The 22,472-nt window shown below is 55.0% G+C and carries 10 protein-coding genes; 8 read left to right on the top strand and 2 right to left on the bottom strand.

Annotated elements, in window-relative coordinates; translation table 11 throughout:
* The first annotated feature begins 43 nt into the window (after positions 1-43).
* The 7 genes from ACIPR4_RS07865 to msrB all read left to right on the top strand — a co-directional run bounded on the left by ACIPR4_RS07865 (position 44) and on the right by msrB (position 14,464).
* Positions 44-3,433 (top strand): TonB-dependent receptor, encoded by a 3,390-nt coding sequence (locus ACIPR4_RS07865; RefSeq protein WP_425358316.1) that lies wholly within the window; start codon positions 44-46, stop codon positions 3,431-3,433.
* A 171-nt stretch (positions 3,434-3,604) separates the two neighbouring features.
* Positions 3,605-4,768: a CehA/McbA family metallohydrolase gene (locus ACIPR4_RS07860; RefSeq protein ID WP_144312354.1), complete on the top strand. Its 1,164-nt coding sequence runs from the start codon at positions 3,605-3,607 to the stop codon at positions 4,766-4,768.
* A gap of 451 nt (positions 4,769-5,219) precedes the next feature.
* Positions 5,220-6,635: an arylsulfatase gene (locus ACIPR4_RS07855; protein ID WP_013568128.1), complete on the top strand. Its 1,416-nt coding sequence runs from the start codon at positions 5,220-5,222 to the stop codon at positions 6,633-6,635.
* A 222-nt stretch (positions 6,636-6,857) separates the two neighbouring features.
* Entirely contained in the window at positions 6,858-10,220 is a 3,363-nt protein-coding gene (locus ACIPR4_RS07850) for an outer membrane beta-barrel protein (protein WP_187290265.1), read from the top strand.
* A gap of 67 nt (positions 10,221-10,287) precedes the next feature.
* On the top strand, positions 10,288-11,799 hold the full coding sequence (locus ACIPR4_RS07845) for a sulfatase (protein ID WP_013568126.1): 1,512 nt from the start codon (positions 10,288-10,290) through the stop codon (positions 11,797-11,799).
* A gap of 257 nt (positions 11,800-12,056) precedes the next feature.
* Positions 12,057-13,787: a cytochrome c biogenesis protein DipZ gene (locus ACIPR4_RS07840; RefSeq protein WP_013568125.1), complete on the top strand. Its 1,731-nt coding sequence runs from the start codon at positions 12,057-12,059 to the stop codon at positions 13,785-13,787.
* 47 nt (positions 13,788-13,834) lie between these two features.
* Complete coding sequence (msrB, locus tag ACIPR4_RS07835; protein WP_013568124.1) at positions 13,835-14,464, top strand: peptide-methionine (R)-S-oxide reductase MsrB; 630 nt, start codon at positions 13,835-13,837, stop codon at positions 14,462-14,464.
* A 31-nt stretch (positions 14,465-14,495) separates the two neighbouring features.
* Here msrB and ACIPR4_RS07830 read toward each other — a convergent pair whose 3' ends face one another.
* Entirely contained in the window at positions 14,496-14,828 is a 333-nt protein-coding gene (locus ACIPR4_RS07830; protein ID WP_144312353.1) for a CHY zinc finger protein, read from the bottom strand.
* Between the two features lie 109 nt (positions 14,829-14,937).
* Entirely contained in the window at positions 14,938-18,228 is a 3,291-nt protein-coding gene (locus ACIPR4_RS07825; protein ID WP_013568122.1) for a carboxypeptidase-like regulatory domain-containing protein, read from the bottom strand.
* Between the two features lie 730 nt (positions 18,229-18,958).
* Between ACIPR4_RS07825 and ACIPR4_RS07820 the strand changes: the two genes are divergently transcribed.
* Entirely contained in the window at positions 18,959-22,432 is a 3,474-nt protein-coding gene (locus ACIPR4_RS07820) for a TonB-dependent receptor (RefSeq protein ID WP_013568121.1), read from the top strand.
* Positions 22,433-22,472 lie beyond the last annotated feature (40 nt).

Here is a 22,472-nt window from a genome sequence, read left to right as displayed (position 1 = left end):
TCCCAATGCGCGAGTCGATTTGGAAACGAAGAGGAAGAAAGCGATGAGTTTTTTGTTGTTATTGGAGAGGCCAACCCGCATGCCAAGACCGCACGGGTTGCGAAACAAGAGATGGACTGGCTGTTTCGCTTTATTTGCCAGCGTGCTGCTCACCGTTTTTCTGGCGTGGGAACCGTCTTCATTCGGTCAGGGATTAACAGGGTCAATCGCCGGTATCGTAACTGATTCGAGCGGCGCAACAATTTCTGGGGCAACCATCACCATTCGCCAAGTAGAGACAAACAGCATTCGCAGCGTCACGAGTTCTGATATCGGATCTTACAGGGTCACTCAATTGCCGCCGGGAAGATACAGCGTGAAAGTTGAGAAGGCCAGCTTCAGGATTTCTGAGCAAAACAACATCACGCTCGCGATCGACCAAGTAGCGCAGATTGACGCGAAGCTCTCCGTTGGTTCAGATCAGCAAACGGTGGATGTATCGGACGAAGTTCCTGTCATCCAGACCGAAACTTCGTCCGTCGGAATGGTGGTCGACACTGCGACGATTCAGAATACTCCTCTGAATGGCCATGTCAGTATTCTCGGCCTCATTAACCTCGTCCCCGGCGTTCAGGATGTCGCAGCGCAAGATCAGGTTCCCGTCCGCGGTGTGACATTGGCCTTCGGCACGAACCAGCGGAACTCTTATGGAAACGCAGGCTTCACCTTCGACGGCGTAATCAACGAAGAAATTGAGTTGCAGCGCGGTGAAGGAGAGGTACCACCGCTTGACGCTCTATCCGAGTTCAAAGTCATCACCCAGGGTGCTCCCGCAGAGTTCAACCAACCGAATCAAGTCATCGTCGCCAGCGCCAGTGGCACCAATGTGGTGCATGGCGAACTGTTGGAGTTCAACCGTAGCCGCGGTACAGCTGCGAAGCCCTACTTCTTCGGATCCAGAGCTTCCGCACCCGTTCGGCCACCCTACCAACGCAACGAGTACAGCGCGAACCTCAACGGCCCCGTTTACATTCCGCATTTTTATAACGGCAAAGATCGGACCTTCTTCTTCGCCAGCTACGAAGGCTTTCATCTCACTCAATCCAACCCCGTCAACAGCACTCAGCCTACGGCAGCGGAGCGCGCAGGTGACTTCAGCTCCCTCCTCGGGCCAGACGGAAATTGCATTGACGTAGCTCACGGAGGTCACGGCGGAACGTGTATCTATAATCCGTCCACTGGTCAACGATTTCCCAACAATGTCATTAATGTCCCCCTGAACCAGGTAGACCTGACGCTGCAGAGTCTCTTGTTTCCACAGTCCACGACGCAAAATACTGGCGTAAATACGTTTGAACTGATTCCGCACACCACTCAGGTCACCCGCTTCAACCTTCGTATAGATCATAAGATCAGCGAAAAGGATCAGATTCGCGGAACCTGGCTTCGGGCCTTCTACGGGCCATTTTCAGACGTGGGCACATCAAGCCTCGCGGGTGGCGTTGCGCGCGATGGCGAACACAACTCCATCTTTGTGCTTGGCTGGACACATACGTTCTCACCAACCCTGCTGATGGATAGCTACGTCTCCTACCTGCATCTACCTCTTTTTCGTGACGCACAGAACTTCCGGACAGACTTTTCGTCCATCATCCCCGGACTGGGGCCGCAACTGCTGGAAGGTGCTCCAACCCTGAATATCACCAATATCACTGCAGTGACTGAAGCCGGCTCGAAGAACCTTGAGCAGACGTACCAAGGCAATACTTCGATCACCAAAGTACTTCCCAAGCACACGATCAAAGCTGGCTTCTCCTATCTCTATAACGATTCCTGGCAGGATAGCTCCACTTCACACGGCTCGTTCAGTTTCACTGGACGTTATACGACGAACGCGACGGGGGCGACACCGTCCGGGGAGACTTCAGGAATCGCGTATGCTGACTTCCTCTTGGGCTTTCCAAACACGACGTCCAACTCAACGCCGCACGACTATATCGTCCGGTTCAACTCCAGCCAATATGGTATGTACATCCAGGACGATTGGAAGCTTCTGCCAAACCTGACGCTCAACTACGGCATCCGGTATGACTTGCAGCATTTCCACGATAACCCGTATGGCACCGAATCGCTTTTTGTACCCAGCATTGGAAAAGTGGTCGTCTTCGCGAAGTCGTATCCGGCTGTAACGAACCCCCTCTACATCCCGGATACGGTGGTTGCGCCCTCAGTCGGTTTGCCGACCAGCATGTTCGCTTATCTCGGCCAGCCGAAGACGAACATTGCACCGCGCTTCGGCTTTGCGTATCAGCTTCGCCCGAAGACTGTAATCCGCGGGGCGGTAGGCCAGTACTACAACCTGCTTCCTTCTTCCTATCTGGACAATGGCTTCAGCAACCTGCCATTCGTCAACAGCCTCACATATACAAACACCGCTTCGCCAAGCATTACGATGAATGCTCCATTCGTCGCAACTGCCTCTGTTCCTGCTAATCCTTCGACCATTGCACAGCACAAAACCATCACGCCTTACACCGAACAGTACAATCTCGCAATCGAGCAACAGTTGCCCGGCGCAGTCGACCTGCGTATCGGTTACGTCGGCCAACGCACTATCCATCAGAACAATCATGGAGGTCCGGGCAATACGGAACCAGATATAAATTATTCGGCCCCCGGTCCGACCACCGAACAGTCCCGTCGTCCGTTTCAGCCCTTTTCAACCATCACGGACGCCTTCGATCCGATCTACCATACTACGGGGAACTCCCTGCAGGTGGGTTTGCACAAACAATACCGCCATGGCTTCATGATCAACGCTGAGTATCAGTGGATTCGCGTCCTGGGCGTTGAGAACCACCAGGCCCCAACAGCCATCGGCGACTCCTACGGCAACATCTCCAACATCACACCGCAAACGCTCGAGGTCAGCTACGCCTACGCGCTACCGTTCGGACAGGGCAAGATGCTGTTTGGTAGAGCGACCGGATTCACAAACAAACTCATCAACGGATGGCAGTTGGCTGGCATCAGCTCGTTCCAAAGCGGCCAGCCTTTTTCAGTCACCTACACAGCACCGGGTTCGCAGACGTATGGTGCGAACGGTCGTGCAGACCGTGTCGCGGGTGTGCCGTTGTATCCGGCCAACAAAACGAAAACACAATGGTTCAACCCTGCCGCCTTTGCCGCACCCGCACCTTATACCTTCGGCAACTCTGCGTATGACCTGTTGTGGGGCCCCCACTATCAAAACTGGGACATGAACCTTGAGAAGAACACGAGCATCGGAGAGCGCTACAGATTGCAGCTTCGCGGAGAAGTCTTCAATGTCGCCAATCATCCTAACTTCGGCGTTCCCAGTGCTGCGATCAGCAATCCAGCGTCCTTCGGCGTGATCTCGTCCGTAGTCAACGAGAACCGCACGATCGAATTTGCAGCGAAGTTCAACTTCTAAAAATGACTTTACAGACGAGTGAAATCCGTATGCCAGCAGTTCTAGCTCTGGCATACGGACACCGAATTGCTGTCTTTGTGATCGTGATCCATACCCGCAAAGACGGAAAGAACTTAATCCGATATGTTTCGAAAGGAATTGAGTATGCGCGCTCTTTTGGCTGGATTGATTATGGCAAGTTGTATAGGCGGCTCAGCCCAGGGACAGACAGACCATGTCAATCCCTGGGCTCCTACCGAACTGCGTAAAGTGCTGCCCATCGCCAGCCTAACTGAGGGCGTGTGGTTGAAGGGTGATCTCCACAACCATTCCCGGCACAGCAAGGAATCCAGCAATAACCCCGAGGCGAAGATCATTTCTTTTGCTGAGTCCGTCGGCATGGGCTATCTCTGCATCTCGGATCATGACAACCATGTGAATGGAGATGTGGCACACAACACATGGAGCGATCCAGAGTTCAAGTCGAACTCTGTCTTGCTGCTGTATTGCGCAGAGTGGACAACGACTCGCGGGCATGGCACCGCCATTTCGGCCGTGCCCTATGACCATCAGAAGCTGTATGACGTTCGCGATCAACGCGACATCGTCGTGGGAGCCGTGAAGAAGGAGCTCGGAATCCATCTGTCCGCAAACCACCCGAGCGGAAAAGACCACTTTGGGTACTCCTACGATATGGTCGATTCGATTGAAGTGTGGAACTCGGCAGTTTGGCCAAAGAATGCCAACGCCATCATGATCTGGGATGACATGCTGTCTTCGGGCCGCAAACTGACCGGCAGAGGAGGAAGCGATGAACACCATGGCATTCCCGATACGCCGGACAAGGCAACGAAAAACAGCTATCAGGCCACGTCCAACTATGTTGGCACGCCGACGACATGGCTATTCTCCAAGGAGAAAACATCGCAGGCTGTGGTTGATGCTCTAACGAACGGCCGCGTCTCAGTCAGTGCGAATCCCTATGCGCCCCGCGTCGAGTTCTACGCCGATCTCGATCAGGACGGCAGGATGGATATGATGATGGGTGACAACGCAAAGTCGACAGGCAGGCCGGTAAAATTTCGCGTGCAATTGACAGGCAATATAGCTGCAGACACGGCCTACACCATCAAAGTAGTAAAGGATGGCAATCCGTTTATGACGCTGGAGGCAAAGGGCAAGACACCCACTGCGGAATTCACCGATACTCCGATAGCAATCGGCCGCACTTATTATCGTGTCGAAGTTACTGGCCCACCCACAGACTATCCGCAGGTCCCTGGATCGATGAAGTTGAGCGGCAACATGATCGGATTGTCGAATCCAATCTACTTCAATTTCGATCCCAACTTTTGATCGAACGGCGGTCGACTGGCACCACAAGCTATCAGGTACTCCGCGGATCCATTGGAGATTTCAGTTTGCGTGGCTCGGTTTGGCCCCGTTTTGACAAAGTTCGGTGTCAAGAATTTTGCATCCGCGAACAACCGTCCTTATTTACTTGCCATCATTTGTTGCGACTATCCACGACCGTCGCGAAGGCATTAGCTTTGACATGGATGCACTCTGTGTTATTTTTAGTTATTGCATGAAAAAGCTCTATCAACTCGCGCCGAAACTCTGTTGTTGTCACTCTGTGCAGGAACGTGGCGCGAATATGCTTTGTCTTGAAGACTGTAGCTAACGGTTCTTTTCCAGATAATGCTTTGAGCCCACGAATTCGTGGGCTTTGTTGTTTTCGGACGTGCCCACATAAGCTTTTGCTGAGGTTCTTTCCTCATAGCCAAGGAAATGTTGGGCCTGATCCGTGGATAGCAAACAAAACCTTACCCGCCGAAACTTCCTCTGGACTGCGATTGCAGCGACCTCGATCGCAGCAATCGCAGTCGATGCCCAAGGCAAGACAACGGCGTCGCGCCGTCGGCCCAATATTGTTTTCATCCTTGCCGACGACATGGGCTACGGCGACACCAGCGTCTATGGGCAAAAGAAGTTTCGTACCCCACACATTGATCGCCTAGCGTCTGAAGGTCTGCGCTTTACGCAGGCGTATGCGGGTGCTCCCGTATGCGCACCGTCTCGCAGCGTGCTGATGACTGGTCTCAACACCGGCCACACGCGTGTGCGTGATAACTTCGCTCTTGCCGGAGGTCATGTCGGTCATAAGGGCAAGGAAGTGATTCGCCGGGCAAGTCTCATCGAAGACGACCGCACGATTGCCGACTATCTTGCCAAGGGCGGTTATGCCACAGCGCTCATGGGCAAGTGGCACCTCGACGGCTATGACCCTGGGGCCATTCCGACACGTCACGGATTCCAAACGTTCAAGGGTTGGCTTACCCAGACGGGAAGCACACAGGGTTACTTCCCCGAACAGCGTTACCACAACGAGACGTTGATCGACCTGCCTGAGAATGCTGGTGGCAAGCAAGGCCTTTACGGAACGACCATCGTTACCGAGGATGCCGTGGACTTCATTAAGAGCCACGCTGCCGAGCCTTTTTTCCTCTACGTGGCCTACGATGCGCCGCACAGTCCGTATCTAGCGCCCGATCTTGGTTCGTATGCGAACGAGCCTTGGGACGAAGATGAAAAGACCTATGCGTCCATGATCGAACATCTCGATAACGGCGTGGGCCAAATTCTGGAGACCCTCAAAGCATCTGGCCTGGACGATGAAACCATCGTGTTCTTTGCCTCGGACAATGGACCACGTTCCGAACCCACACCCGAACAGACCAAGGTCATCAACTTCTTCGACTCGAATGGACCGCTGCATGGCTATAAGCGCGATATGTACGAAGGCGGTATCCGCGATCCTCTCATTGCCCGCTGGCCGGGTCACATCCCTGCTGCCCACACGACCGACGTTCCTGTCTTCTTCCCGGACTTCGTACCCACCGCGCTCGACCTGGCAGGAGCCGCGCCGCAACACTCCGACGGCATCAGCCTGAAGCCGTATCTTCTCCACCCAAACCGCAAGGCGACAGATCGTTTTCTGTATTGGGAGTTCTACGAACCGAGCTTCGAACAGGCCGTGCGCTGGGGACAGTGGAAGGCGGTCCGTCACGGACGAGGCGGTCCGCTGGAGCTCTACAACCTCAATACCGATCCCGCAGAGACTGTTGACGTCGCCTCGCAACATCCTGAGATTGTCTCTCGCATCGAACAGCACATTCGCGAAACCCACAAAGCTTCCGTGGAATATCCCGATCCCGCATAAATTCTCTTCAACAGATCCAACTAGCTCATGATGACAGACAGACAGATTTTTTCGGTACGTGACACGGACACCCTCCCCGGGCGCCTCGCGTACCTGTGTTCTGGTTGTTGTCTCTGTTGTAACTAACTTCCTGACAATTTTTAAGTTTGCTCTCGCTCTATGCGAAGCAAGTTTTTGCGCGCTTCAACTCTGATCCTTTTCGCCAGGCAGCTTTGCATTGGCATGGAATCATTCGAAAGGTTTCCCTTGAATATCTCGCCATCACGCTTCCGCTTCTCTCTTTCTTCCGTGTCCGCTCTATCCCTGGGATTGCTCTTCGGACTTTTATTGCTCCCTCAGCGCGCTCTTTCGCAATCGACGCAGGGAACTATCAACGGAATCATTACCGATACACAAGGCGCCATCATTCCAGGTGCAATCGTTCACGTAACGAACACCGCCACGGGCGTCACCATCGACACCACTACGAACGAGGCCGGTAAGTACAACGTACCCGCGCTGAACGTGGGAACTTACGCGGTCATGGTGGAACGCGAAGGCTTCGGGGTTTACCGCCGCACCGGTCTCACGCTTTCCACCGATCAGGTACTCGGTGTCGATGCAAAGCTCGCAGCTGGCACCGTAGAGCAGAGCGTGAACGTGACAGGAAGCGCGCCGGAACTGGATACCCGCACTTCGTCCATCGGTCAGACCATCGAGTCCAAGAGCGTCTCTGAACTTCCGCTCGGCAACCGAACTTCGATGAATATCGTAGCTCTCACAGGAGGCGCTGTGTTTATCGACTCCGCAAACTACAGCCTCTCCGGCGGACGGACGAAGAGTTCCATGACGTGGCTCGATGGCGGCTCTGGCCAGAACATACGCATCGGCATTGGAACCGCAGAGGTCAGCCCCCCGGTCGATACGGTGCAGGAGATCGGCATCATCAGCAATAACTACGGCGCAGAGTTCGGCGGCTCTGCTGGCGGCATTGTGATCCAGACTACAAAATCCGGCACGAACCGATTCCATGGCTCAGCCTACGAGTTCCTGCGCAACGACGCTTTTGATGCGCCTGGATACTTCGCCGGAACCAACGCAGACGGAAGCAAGAGTAAGCCAGAGCTCCGCTACAACATCTATGGCGTAACCGTAGGAGGACCAATCCGCCGCGACCGCACCTTCTTCTTTTTTGGCTTTGAGGGTGGGCGTCAGCGAACGGGTTCGACCGTCACTCTGACCGTACCCACACTGCTGCAGCGCGCGGGAGACTTCTCCCAGACCTTCACGGCCGCGGGCAAGCTCATCCCGATCTACGATCCTTCCACCACAAAGACCGTGAACGGCGTGACCACACGAACCCAATTCGCTGGAAACCGTATTACAGCGCTCGACCCAGTCGCAGCCGCGCTGATGCAGTTTTACCCGTTAGCGAATCGCACGCCGGATAACGTCGCTGGTGCTAACAATTTCCGCGCCAACGATGTAAGCAGCAATAATACGCAGTTCTATCTTGCTCGCGTCGATCACGTCATCAGCAATAAGGATCGTCTCGCCCTTCGCTATATCCACTCCGACGGCGTCACCGACAACAACTCCGTCTATCCCTTCCCCGCCGCCGATCCCACAACCAACAGCACCTCCACCGACGACATCGGCTATGCACAGTACACGCACACGTTTTCGCCGACCGTCGTGAACGATCTCCGCTTCCTCTACGACGTCCGTGTCTTTCACCAGTACGCGGACGGTGTCGGTAAATTTCCAACGTCACTTGGACTCAACGGAGTCTCTTCAAACGCCTTCCCTTACTTCGCACCAGCGGGCTTCAGTCCCCTCGGCAGCAACTCGCAGGAACGCCAGCAATACCCGGTCACGGTCTACCAGCTGGTCGATAACCTCTCACAAAATCTTGGCCGCCATACGCTCAAATACGGTGTCGAAGTCAGGCGATCCATGGATCACGAAGTCAGTCTTTCGACTGCCTCAGGCGCCTTTACCTTCGCTACACAGCCAACAGGTCTTCCAGGAAATACCAGCACCGGAAACGGTCTTGCGTCTCTCCTCGTCGGCTTTCCTAGCGCCTTCAGTGCGGCACAGACCGAACCCATCTCACGTGTGAGCTGGTACCTGGCTGGTTTCCTGCAAGACGATTGGAATATCACGCCGAAGCTCACACTGAACCTCGGCGTGCGCTGGGAAACTGACACACCGATCAAAGACGAAAGCAACCGCATGAACAGCTTCGACGCCACAGCGATCAACCCTGTCTCTGGCACACCCGGCGTGGTCAAGTTTCTCGGCATCAACGGATACCGCACGACTCCGTACAACGGCGACTACAACAACTTCGCTCCGCGGTTCGGCTTCTCCTATCAGCCCTTTGGAGCTGGCTCCACAGTCGTACGCGGAGGTGCCGGTGTTTTCTTCGCGCATCCCTTTGATTCGGGCCAGCCCAATGCAGCAACCTTGGGTTACAGCCTCTCCGAATCCCTCAACACTCCGGACAACGGCATCACAGCACCCTTCTTGCTGGCCAACGGCGTTCCCAATGTCTCCAACGCAGGAGCACCACTCAATGACAGCTTCGGAGCGGTTGCCGTGGGAGCCGCGGCCACGACAGCCGTCAGCTACTTCGATACCAAGAAGCGCACCGGGTACACCACCCAGTTCAATCTGGATATCCAGCAGCGTCTCCCCACGCAGTTCGTGCTCGAAGTCTCCGGCCTCGGCAGTGTGGCCCATAAACTTGCAGGTGCGACGCAGCAAATCAACCAGATCAACCCTGCGATCCTGAGCGCGGCACATAGCTCGCAGAAGGACCGTCCTTTCCCGCAATTTGGCAACGTCTCCGTGGTTGTCCCCACAAACAGCGACTCCAACTACTACGCGGGAATGGTGCGGATCAGCCGCCGATTCCGCAATGGCTTCAACTTGAACACAACGTATACCTACTCGAAATTTCTCAATAACTCCTTCGAAGGTGGTTCTTCTTTTGGTGCAGATGGGGGAGCTTACTCAAACTACTACGATCGCGCTTCCGACTACGGCCCATCCTCAAACGACATTCGCCACCAATTAGTATTCTCCAGCGTCTACGAACTTCCCTTTGGTCCGCAACGCGCCTTCCTGAACCACGGAGTTCTCGCTCACGCGGTTGGCGGCTGGACAATCGGCAACGTCACTCGCGCTTACTCCGCCGCGCCGTTTACGGTCACTACGAACACCAACAACACAAACTCATTCTCCTCTGGTTCTCAGCGGGCAAACATTGTCGGCGATCCCTATGTTTCCAGCGGACAGCGTGGACCAAGTCAACAGTGGCTCAACGCCGCAGCCTTCGCGCAGCCTGCCACCTTCAGCTTTGGCACACAGCGTCGCAACAGCCTCCGCGGACCCGGCTTTGCCACACTGGATTTCTCTTTGATTCGAGCGGTCAGCTTTGGCGAAGGCCGCGCTCTGCAGCTTCGTGGAGAGGTCTTCAACGCCCTCAACCACACCAACCTGACCACCCCGTCGGCCACGTACGGCAGTTCGACCTTCGGAACGATCACATCGGCATACGCTGCGCGTCAACTGCAGATCGGTGCACGCTTCGTGTTCTAACCTCTGCCGCCGCGCAAGGAAACCTTCGCGGCGGTATACACGTCCTGTTTAAAAATTGGAGCGACCTATGTCACAAAATTCCAAAGCTTCTTCACGTCGCGACTTCCTGACGAAAGCCACTGGAACCGCTTTGGCTGGCATGCTTCCAGCCAGCGCCCGCGCCTTATCTAACTCTTCCAAACGCCCCAACGTTCTCTTTCTCATGTCCGACGACATGCGTGTGGAGTTGGGCTGCTACGGCAGTCACTTCCACGCACAGACGCCCAACATCGATGCACTGGCTGGACGCGGTGTCCGCTTCGATCGCAACTACTGCCAGTTTCCGCTCTGCAATCCTTCGCGCGCTTCCCTGCTCACCGGCCAGGTTCCCTTTGAGACCCGTGTGCTCGGCAACCGCACCAACTTTCGCGACACGCGTCCCGATCTCACAAGCCTGCCCCAGCTTTTCCGCGAGAAGGGCTACGTCACAGCCCGCACCGGAAAAATCTTCCACGGCATCTACGACGATCCGCTTGCGTGGACGGTCGGTGGTGGCAACGACAACACCGAGCATCAGGCTAGCCCAGTGGAGAAAAAGAAAATCATCCCTAACTATCCTGTCCCGCCTGCTCCTCCAGATGTCATCGCGCCTCTGGCCATCGACAATCAACAGGCAGCACACTCCGACCAGATTCTTGTACTCGATGGCAATGGAGAAGGACACCCCGAGAATCGCGTCGCGGAAACCGCCATCGAATATCTCCGTAAGTATCGCGATCAACCCTTCTTCATCGGCTGCGGATTCTCAAAGCCCCACAGCCCGCCTACTGCGCCGCAACGTTTCTTCGATCTTTACGATCTTGAGAAACTGGAACTCACACCGGATTTCGCCGCATGGCCGACAGTTCCTGCAGGTTTCCCAAAGGCCGCCATCCGTATGCGGAATGCTGATCTTTTCATCGGCCGTGGCGCAAGTCGAGCGGAGGCGAAGGAAGTGATCCGAGCCTACCTGGCATCGATCTCCTGGGTTGACTGGAATCTCGGTCGAGTCATCGCCGAGTTGGACGCACTTGGCCTGCGCGAAAACACCATCATCGTGCTTGTCGCCGACCACGGATACCAACTGGGCGAAAAGGGGAAATGGTCCAAGGCCGGGTCCCTCTTTGAAATGGGCACACGCGTTCCACTCATCATTCACGACCCACGAGCCCCGGGAAATGGACACACCTCCACACGCATTGTGCAGTCGCTGGATATCTATCCGACGCTTGTCGAGCTCTGCGGTTTGCAAACCCCCGACTCAGGACTTCAGGGGACGAGCCTTGGCCCTCTCTTGAAACATCCCCAGGCCTCCTGGGACCAACCAGCGTTTAGTCTCTGGAGCGAAGATGGCAAGACCGTACACGGGCTGGCAGTGCGCACAGAGCGGTGGCGTTATGCGGAGTTCGGTGTGAACGGTGAGAACGGGCGCATGCTCTTCGATGAGCACGCAGACCCGTTCGAGTTGACGAACCTCGCCGAAGCCCACCGCCACACCGTGACTCGCGATCGGCTTTCGAAACTGATACGGCAATACAGAGAAAAACAAAGATTAGCTTGATTTTAGAATCGCAAAGAACCTGGTAAAGGAGAATTGACGCCGGATCAAGCAGCACTGAATCTGCCGTTTGATCCGGCGTGCGCGAAGACGACAGATAACGAATGGACGCCCGCAATTTCGTCGATCACTCAATCGAAAATTGTTCGAACTAAAAACTTCATCAAATCCGTATCCTTTGCAGACACAGCGAGTCCCATTGCTATGACATCGGGTCAGATGTTGCTGGCTGTGGTTTTTCGAAGGAGTTGGTGAGAATTATGCTTTTGCTTTTCCTTGCATACTTGGGTGGCGTCCTTACCATTTTGAGTCCGTGTATTCTTCCGGTTCTTCCGTTTGTCTTCGCGCGTTCCGATCAGCCTTTTCGCAGGAGTGGTTTGCCGCTTCTCGCCGGTATGGTCGTTACCTTCGCCCTCATCGCCAGCCTTGCGACCGTAGGGGGCGGCTGGGCAGTCCGAGCGAATCAGGTAGGCCGTATTGCGGCACTGGTTCTCTTTGGATTCTTCGGTCTGACGCTCCTATTTTCTTCACTTGCGGACCGGTTCTCACGTCCACTCGTTCAGTTCGGCAACCGCATTTCAAAGAACTCCGATCCTACATCTCCGCTCCTGAACTCGTTTGTCCTCGGAATTGGGACTGGGCTACTTTGGGCACCCTGCGCGGGACCGATTCTTGGCCTTATCCTCACGGGTGCGGCCTTGGGCGGAGCGAGTACCCATACGGTGCTGCTCCTTTTGGCGTACGCGGCCGGAGCGGCCACGTCGCTGACGGTAGCATTGCTTGCCGGTGGCCGCGTCTTCGCGGCGATGAAACGTTCACTCGGTGCGGAAGAATGGATCCGCCGGATCCTGGGCGTGGGTGTTCTGGCAGCCGTCGTCGCAGTTGCGTTTGGCCTGGATCGTGGAGTCCTTACACGCCTCTCACTGACGAGTACAGGTGGCCTCGAACAGCGTCTCGTTGACCGCTTCCATCCTGCAAACGCCCCCAAAAGAGTCACGAGGAATGAGACCGTCGAGGTCTCAGATAGTTCACTGACTATGTTGCCCAGCCTGTCTGGAGCGACTGCCTGGATCAATTCTCCTCCGCTGACCCCGGAGTCGCTTCGCGGGAAGGTTGTGCTCGTCGACTTCTGGACGTACTCCTGTATCAACTGCCTTCGGACGCTTCCGTACCTCAAAGCCTGGAATGAAAAGTACAAAGACAGTGGCCTGATCATCCTCGGCGTTCACACGCCGGAGTTCCCGTTCGAGAAGGACGAATCAAACGTCCGCAAAGCGGTGCATGACCTCGGCGTGACCTACCCGGTCGTAATGGATAACGACTACAGCATTTGGCGGAACTTCCACAACGAGTATTGGCCAGCACATTACTTCATCGATGCGACGGGGAAGATCCGCTTTCATCACTTCGGGGAAGGCAACTACGACGAATCGGAGAAATGGATCCGAGAGCTCTTGGAAGAGGCCAACCACAAACCACTCCCCGGTTCCGCCACAAACGTCGCCGCGAGTGGCGCCGAAGCTCCTCCTGATACAGATGAGGTTAAGTCTCCCGAAACCTATGTCGGTTATGAGCGGGCCCAGAACTTCGCTTCGCCCAGTGGCTTGAATCAGGACGATCCGCAGCTTTATCGTCTTCCTGCTTCACTCCAGTTGAATCAGTGGGGCTTTACCGGTAAGTGGAACGATGGTGGCCAGATTGCGACATCCCTTGTGGCCGGTGCCAGCATTTCCTATTGCTTTCATGCGAGAGATCTTCATCTGGTTCTCGGATCGATGAAGATCGGCGCTCCTATCCGTTTCCGCGTCACCATCGACGACAAAGCGCCAGGTTTGGACCATGGCATGGATACCGATGCGGAAGGCTACGGAATCATCATGGAAAACCGGCTCTATCAGTTGGTTCGGCAGCAAACGAAGGTTACGGACCGGACTTTTCGCATCGAGTTTCTGGCACCCGGTGCCCAGGCTTATGCCTTTACGTTTGGCTAAACGTTGCGCGTTCCAGAACGTCTAAATCCATGAAAAGAGGTTCACTCATGAGTGAATTCCTTAAGCAATCTGAAGAAACGGCATCAAGAGAGGCCGCAGTCAAGATTCAGACTCGTCGCACGTTCCTTGCGACTTCGGCAGCTGCAGTCGGGGCTCTTGCAGTTTGGTCTCTGCGAAAGCCGCTGATCGCAGCCGCAGCAGGCGGAAAACGCGATTCCCTACCGGCTACCGTCACCATCATCGATTTTGCCTCGAATGGCAAGCCAACGGGTAAAGTCACAGTGCCTACGGTTTCCAAACCCGATGCAGAGTGGAAGCATGAACTGTCTTCGATTTCCTATGAGGTAGCTCGTCACGAAGGAACTGAACGGCCCTACACCGGCAACTCCTGGGATCTGCACGACCGCGGTCTATTCCGCTGCATCTGCTGCGATACGGCGCTCTTCAGTTCCGATACAAAGTTCGACTCCGGCACTGGCTGGCCGAGTTTTTGGCAGGTGCTTGCGAAGGAAAACGTCGTAGAGAAGACGGACAGTACGTTGGGAATGGAGCGGACGGAAGTCTCCTGCAAGCGATGCGCCGCCCACCTCGGTCACGTCTTCGACGATGGACCTCGCCCGACGGGGCTGCGCTACTGCATGAACTCTGCTTCCATGCGCTTCGCAAAGCTCGCCTAAGTTACTCAGAGATGGTGAAGAAGTACCACTTCTACTTTGCTTCAAAGTAGAAGTGGTAGTGATTGTGACATCCCGGGTTGAAGGCAGCGTTGCAGGCTGAACATTGGTTGTCAGAGTCAAGGTATTCCTGCGTGGTGAGTTCCGCACCACAGGCTCCGCAGAGAACGTTCTTCTGGGCCCATTCGCTGCAGGGCCACACCTGGGCCGGATGATCCGCGAGGGCTGCGTGACAGTCTTTGCAAGCGTAGTAGAGACCGCAGCACTTCATTTTGATCGAGATAATATCCAACCGGCTCCGATAGTGGATACAACGGGTCTGCGGATCGAGCTCAATTCCGATCACATGGGGAAAGATTCGCTTCATCCACATCAGGATAGAAGAATTGAGAATTTGTGCACATCGCTCCGGCAGGCCCCGCCTGTATCTGGATCTAGGACGGCCAAGTAGTAGGGCTATTTGAAGTCACATCTGGTTAGAAGTGGACCCGCAATACGAACTCCATAGTGCGAGGATCGGTAGCGCTGGTCACCTGGCCGAAGCTGTTCTGGAAGCTGCCCGTCGAACTGAAGTTCGGCTGGTAACTGCCGTCCGCCTGCGGAGCGCCGAGCGTACCGCCGATGGCGAAGAAAGACATGTGGTTTGGAACGTTGAACATCTCAGCACGGAATTCCACTCCGATCTCTTCGTGAATGGAAATATTCTTTTGCAATGCCGCGTCCCAGTTATTGAACAGTGGTCCTTTGATGTCATCGTAGTGCAGGTTACCGTAGGTTCCCGCTGCTGGCGCACGGAAGGCGACATAGTTCAAGTATTGCTGGCCGTTATGAGCATAGGGATTACCTACAAGGTTCGGGCGCTGTGCGACGTTAGCCGTCGTGACTAGATTGCCCGCGACCGACAGGCCGGAGGGTTGAATCACGTTGATCGGCAGGCCGTTCGCGATGCGGGTGATGCCCGATAGCTGCCACCCCCCGAGGACCTGTTTGTACCACGCGTGCTCATGTTGCCAGAATGGAAGGGGATAAACATAGCTGGCGACGAAGATTTTGGGTTGGCTGTAGTTGGCCGGACCGTAGTCGCCGTGAATGTTGGTACTGTCCTGTGGTTGGTAATCGAAAGTGGATCCATCGGTCAGCGACTTGGACCAGGTATAGGCCAGGGTAACAAGGCCGCCTTTGCTAAAGCGTGTCTGCAACCGCGCCTGCAGCGAGTTGAAGTTGGAATGTTCGCCGTTGCTGTATTGGTAAATTTCGCCATAGCCCTTATAGGGGCGGAGAGCATTTCTTGCTACACCAGGATTTGCCGCCTCGATGCCTGCCGCTCCCTGATTCAGGTTCTTGCGATACGTCAGATTTGTAGAACGCGAGCCCACGTAGTTCACCTCCGCAGAGGTGTTGCTGAACAGCTTGCGCTGTACACCGACGCTGTAATTGTGAATTCGAGGCGGCTCAAGGTTGCGATCGGCCGAATTGGAAATGTTGGTCGGTGCAGAGGTGTTGATACCGATGCTGCCCAGGTTATCCGCATTGCCTGCGCTGGCAAGCGAAGCTACGGCGGTGAACGGCAACTGGGAAACCGCACCGTAGTAGTAGTTCCCCTCCACACGCTCGTACGACATACCGTAGCCGCCGTGTATGACCGTTTCCTGCCTGCCGCTCAAGTCATATGCAAATCCAACGCGCGGGGCGAAGGTGTTGTAGACGGTGTTCACCACACCACCCGGCAGATTGTGGAACAACGCCTGTACTTGTGGATTGTTGTACACGGACGCGGCGACTACCTGCTTTGCTTTGTCTGAAAAACCGGTGCCCGGTAGAACAAGGCCGTTATACGGAGCAGGAGCAGTGGTGATGAGGCCAGTTGCGGGATCGATAGTCGCAGCCTTGGTTGCATCGTAGAAGTTAGGGTCGAAAAACGCTGCATTGTTTGGCCAACTGGAGATGGGCGGCATGTATTGCCAGCGGAGACCCAGGTTCACGGTCAGCCGACGACCCACCGTCCAATCATCCTGCACATAAGTCTCGAACTGCAGAAAGCGAGCTTGCACTTGTGGGATATTGCTGCCTTCGGTGTAACTTGCGAAATTACCCGCTACGAGTCCTGCCAGATCGCTAAAGGTGAAAGCGCCATTCAGCTGCGGCGGTGCGGTCTGATTCTTTCGTGCACGCCAGAAGTATCCACCAGCTTTCACAGAGTGATTACCCAGGACGCGGGAGAAATCATCTTTCAATGCAAAAATGCGCTGATAGTTATCGAACTGCCTGGGAGTCACGCCAGGATTTCCGAAGCCCGTGATCGTGATCTGCGGAATGCGGTTCGAGGCGTTATACAGCGTCGCGTAGGTCAGGCCATAGTCGGAACGGTTGATCGGCTTATTCGCAAACTGCGGGTTCGTCCGGATATTCCCGCCTTCATTGATGATGTTTCCAGAGAAAGAGCCCGTCGCGGTATTCACAGTCTTAGAGTTGAAGGTGTGCGTCCAGGATAGAGAGGCTGTGAGGCCCGGGATTGTACGGTCATAGATGATGTAATTAGTCGGATTGCCAACAACCAGCACGTTGTCGTGAACATAGTGTCCACTGATCTGGTTCTTCTCGTTCAGGTTGTAATCCACCTTCACCAGATACTCCGACTGGTTGTTGTTTCCCAGGCTCAGATAACGGTAGTTGCCGCTGGGATCCGTCAAGACCGTTGCGGCCAAAGCGCGCCCCGTTGCGGTGGATGGTCCAGTGGCGATCGCACTCGCGATGGCCGCTGGTGTCGGAACCGACGCGTTCGTTACCGTAGAGGTGCGCAAACGCTTGTACTCCTGAGCGGCAAAGAAAAAAAGTTTGTCCCGATTCCGGTTGAGTACACCCGGGATCCAGATGGGGCCGCCGATGGTGTAACCGAAGTCGTTATAGCGCAGCGGCGCTTTGATTGGGGCCTGACTCAAAGAGCTAATAGCACGGAAAGGATACCCCTGGATGGCGTCGTTGCGGATGTACTCGTATGCGCTGCCATGGAAGTCGTGGCCACCGCTCTTGATCGCGACTGAGACAGTTGCACCGGAGGTGCCTCCGTAGCTCGCATCGTAGCTGGATGCGACATTGCGGAACTGCTGCAACGAATCTGGCGAGATATTGACGAAGTTATTGCCTCCGCCGCCATTGTCCTTATTGTCTACACCGTCGATAAAGAAGTTTGCCGAATCGGTGCGGATACCATTTACAGACTGCGAGTTACCATTGACACCGTACGTACCGAAGATGGCGAAGCCGCTGGCCACCGTTTGCGAGACCCCCGGTTGTAACGTCAGGAGCTGAATGTAGTTGCGGCCGTTCAACTGGATCTGAGTTGCCTCCGTGCTGGTAACTACGCCACCTATCTCCGCTGTCGTTGTCTGAATCAACACCACACCTGCTTTTACAGCGACTGACTCCGTCACCTGTCCGATTTCAAGCTGTACGGGAACAGCGGGCTTGCCACCCACATCCACATTCACGCCGCTGAGGATGGATTTCTTAAAACCCTGCATAACCGTCGTGACGGTGTACACACCGACCGGAAGGTTCAGGACGGTATAGTTGCCGTCGTCGTTGGAGCGTACTGAATGGGCCACGCGGGTGGCTTCATTGGTCACCGTCACTTCAGCGTGAGGAACCGCCGCACCTGCAGGGTCGGTGACAACGCCCGTAATTTGCTGACTATCGACGGCCTGGCCAAGAGCCAGACCTACGGACGAAACGAACAAGATGAGAACAACGAATAGTAACCGTTTCATTACGACCTCTGAACCTTCCAATGGTTAGTATGAGTATCAAATTTAATAGGCACTTCGGCAGGACGGTAAGTTTCAGCTCTGCTCGTGCTTCTTCACTATGTCGGGCGAGAACTATATAGGGATGGGCAGTCACACTGTCAACAAAAATAAATTCGTCGTGCCATGCAGCAGTTCAGGCCGTCGGAGATATCTCCAAGAGATATCGGTGTTCTTCGGGATAGTTAGCGGTATCGCGCCGTTGCGGATGGATAAGGATGCGATCGGCCAGCGTCTACCAAGACGCGAACCATACTCCAAGGTTTTCGTGCGACTTCGCCAATCTCCACAGAGACAATGTTGACAGTGTTCACTTTGACTCGCTTGAGAAACTACGTCTCCACTTCCTGCTCTGCGAAATTGCCAAACTGTCTCCTTCGGAGTCGTAGATCGGATCATGACGTCCTTCCAGCAGCGGTCGACACTACCCAGACGGATGACCTGACCGTGCTGCTTTGTGGCTTCGTCGATCGAGCTAAGCGTCTCGTAAGAGATCCGCCTTCGTAAGGCATTTGACCCATTGACTTCATCTGCGACTCTCGTTATAAGTGGCGATACTCCGTTCTAAATCAACAAGAAACAGCACACAGCGAGGTCCGTCCCTGAGATCCGTCGTCCCCGCCTTCAGTGGGTCCGTCGAACAGACAAATAGAAAGCAAAACAAGACGCAAGCAATTACTTTGGAGGGAAAGAAATGCGCTTTGCTAAAGTGTTCGCCTTGGCGACGTTTGCCATTTGCTTCTTCTTTATGACGGCTCCTCTTTACGCCGCCATTACGGGTATCGTCTCAGGAACAGTGACAGACGCTTCGGGTGCTGCCATTCCAAAAGTAAGCGTGGTCGTTCGCAATGAAGCGACAGGAGTGACCTTCACAGGTCAGACCGACAACAAGGGTTTTTATAGCTTCAACGCTCTGGACGTAGGCTCCTACACCATCACCACAACGATGAGCGGCTTTGAAACAGGCAAAGTCACTGGCGTGAAAGTAGACGCCAATTCCAACATCAAGAACGACATTTCGCTCAAGGTCGGCAGCGTGGATGTGATCGAACAGGTCACCAGCAATCCCGTTCAGGTTGAGACGCAGAATACGCAGCTTGGTGAGGTCATTGAGAGCGAGAAGATCGTCGCTGTGCCTTTGAACGGACGTTCTTATACCGACCTTCTCGCTCTACAGCCGGGCGTCTCTCCCTACAAAGCGACGGCAGAAGGTACTGGCGCCTCTACTTCTGGCGGCCTAAACCCTGGCAACCAATCAGTGAACGGTGGCCGGGAAGCGTCCAATGGCTTCATGATCAATGGCGGCAACGTCAATGATGGCCTCGAGAACGGCGCAGCCATCATTCCTGTTCTCGATTCCATCTCTGAATTCCGCATCATCACCAGTAACTTCGATGCGGAGTATGGCAACTACAGCGGCGGACAGGTGAACGTCGTGACGAAGTCTGGCACGAACCAGATTCACGGCGAAGCATTTGAGTTCTTCCGCAATACTTCGCTCAATGCGACGAACTACTTCACCACTTCAACGACACCAAAGCCGCAGTTCAATCAAAATATTTTCGGTGGAATCTTCGGTGCTCCTATAAGGAAAGATCGAGCCTTCTTCTTTGGGGACTTTCAAGCCACAAAGCAAACGAAGGGGTCTCCTATAAATGTAACGGTGCCTACTGCAGCGAATCTCGCTGGTGATTTAAGCAATCGTGCCGGTGACTTTGATGCCGCCTACGCCGAGTCGGGCGTCTCCGTCGCCGGTGTTGGTTGGGCAAACGTCCTCTCCAGCCGACTTGGATATGCTGTCGCCCAGAACGAGCCCTACTATTTTAAAGGATGCGCGGATACCAGCCAGTGCGTCTTCCCGAACGCGATTATCCCCAAAGCTGCCTTCTCTCCCGCGGCAGTAGGCCTCTCGAAGTACATACCCGCACCAAATAACGTGACCAGCACTTCCAACTACTCGTCCGCCCTTTCCTCTAAAACAACCGACTACAAGGGCGCGGGCCGTGTGGACCTGAACACCCGCTTCGGACAGTTTTTCGGTTACTACTTCCTGGATGACGATACGGTGGTTGATCCCTATACCGACTCTTCCCTTCCTGGATTCGGCGGAACCACTGGCGGCCGTGCTCAGATGGGCAATCTCGGCCTTACAACGATCTTTAAGAACAACACCGTCAACTCTTTCCGCTTCACCTACACGCGCAATGCGATCAATCTTGGAAACCCGTCGCAATCGGGAACGACGCTTTCCTCCCTTGGGTTCACAACGCCCTGGGGACCAACAGGGGGAATAGACGTCGTCAATCCCAATCTCGCGGGCGTTCCCAACATCTCCCTCAGCAATGTGAGCTTCGGCAATCCGATCGCAACGAACGTTCGCGTGAACAATACCTTCCAGTGGCTGGATAACTACATGATCGTGAAGGGCAGGCATACCCTGCAGTTCGGAGTGAACTATCACTATGACCAGATCAATGGCCGTAACAACTATGCGGTAAATGGCCAGTTCGACTTTAGTGCCGGTAATGAGACCGGTGTCGATACGGCCGACTTCCTTCTAGGAGCGCCCAACGATTTCGTCCAGGCCACGCAACAGCTTCTGGATTCGCGCAGTTACTATGCTGGCGGCTACGCTCAGGATTCGTGGAGACTTCTTCCAAATTTCACGATGAACGTGGGCATTCGCTATGAAGTTACAACGCCGTGGTACGACACGCAAAACAAGCTGGAAACCATCGTTCCGGGACAACAGTCGATCGTATTCCCGGGCGCACCCAAGGGATGGGTCTTTCCCGGTGATCCTGGCGTCCCCAGAACCCTCGCTCCCATCAAGTGGAACAAATTCGCTCCGCGCTTTGGCTTCGCCTATGTTCCGCCATTCTGGAATGGCAAGACCAGCGTCCGTGGCGGCTATGGTCTCTTCTATACCAGCTTCCAGGATCAGTCCGGTTTCGTAGAGATCGGTGATGCTCCCTACGGTCTTTTCTGGGAATCACCCGTTCCTGTCATGCTGGAGAAGCCTTACGTCAACCGTGCAACACAGACCGTGCAGGCGCAGAAGTTCCCTTTCGTCTTTCCGCCCACCAACGTAAGCGCCTCAAATCCTGACAACAACGTGCCATGGGCCAGCTATCTCCCTCTTAGCTCCAGCTTCGCCGTGGCAACCACGAACACTGTGCCTTACAACCAGAACTACTTCATTGGAATCCAGCAGGATCTCGGACGTTCCACCGTCATGACCATGAACTACGTTGGTAACGTTGGTCGTCATCTCGCCAATGCGGTGGAAGCAAACCCTGGTGATCCCGCGCTTTGCCTTTCGCTGCAGGGCGCCGCACTCGCCGATGGAGAGACGGATTGCGGACCGAACCTTGAAACACAGCCATACACCCGCGCCAATGGCTCCATCGTGGAAGGAACCCGCCCTACACTCGGTCTTGCCTTCGGCAGCAATCCTTATCTCAAGACCTCGGCAAAGGCCAACTACAACTCACTGCAGACGAGCCTCAAGCATACAAGCGCAGTATGGGACGTTCTCTTCGCTTACACCTTCAGCCGTTCCTTCGATAACTCCTCCTCGCAGACGCAGAGCACGTACGTCTACCGACCGCAGGCGGATTATGGTCTCTCGTCTTTTGATGTAACCCATAACTTCGTCGCAAGCTATAACGTTCGCCTTCCTTTTGACCGCCTCGTCAACAACCACTTTGCCAAAGCAGTTACGGGCGGATGGGCTATTTCGGGCATCACACGCTTTGCTTCAGGACTTCCCGTCTCCCTGTCCGAGAACGACGATCACTCCCTTACGGGCACCGGAGCCGACCGCCCAAACTATACGGGTGCCCCTTTGGCTGGCGATCACAACCCCCGCAACCGCAACGCCTACTTCAACATTGACGCCTTCCCCCTGGAGGCTGTCGGTGAGTTCGGTAGCTCGCATCGCCGCTTCTTCCACGGACCCGGCATCAACAATACCGACCTCGCCATCCTCCGCGACATTCGCCTGCATGAGGCAAACGTGGTGCAGCTGCGCATCGAAGCCTTCAATGCCTTCAACCATGCCCAATTCGACAATCCAAGCGGCAGCAGGACCAGTGGGAACTTCGGCCAGGTAACAAGCGCAGAGGAGGCGCGTGTTTTCCAGGTCGCCGCAAAGTACCGCTTCTAAACTAACGTTGGCTGCGGCGTATCTCTTCTGTAGAGGTACG

This window comes from Terriglobus saanensis SP1PR4, assembly GCF_000179915.2.
In the GTDB taxonomy this organism is placed as follows: Bacteria; Acidobacteriota; Terriglobia; order Terriglobales; family Acidobacteriaceae; genus Terriglobus; species Terriglobus saanensis.
Note: the sequence above shows the minus strand (reverse complement) of the source record. Positions and strands in the feature narration are given on the sequence as shown.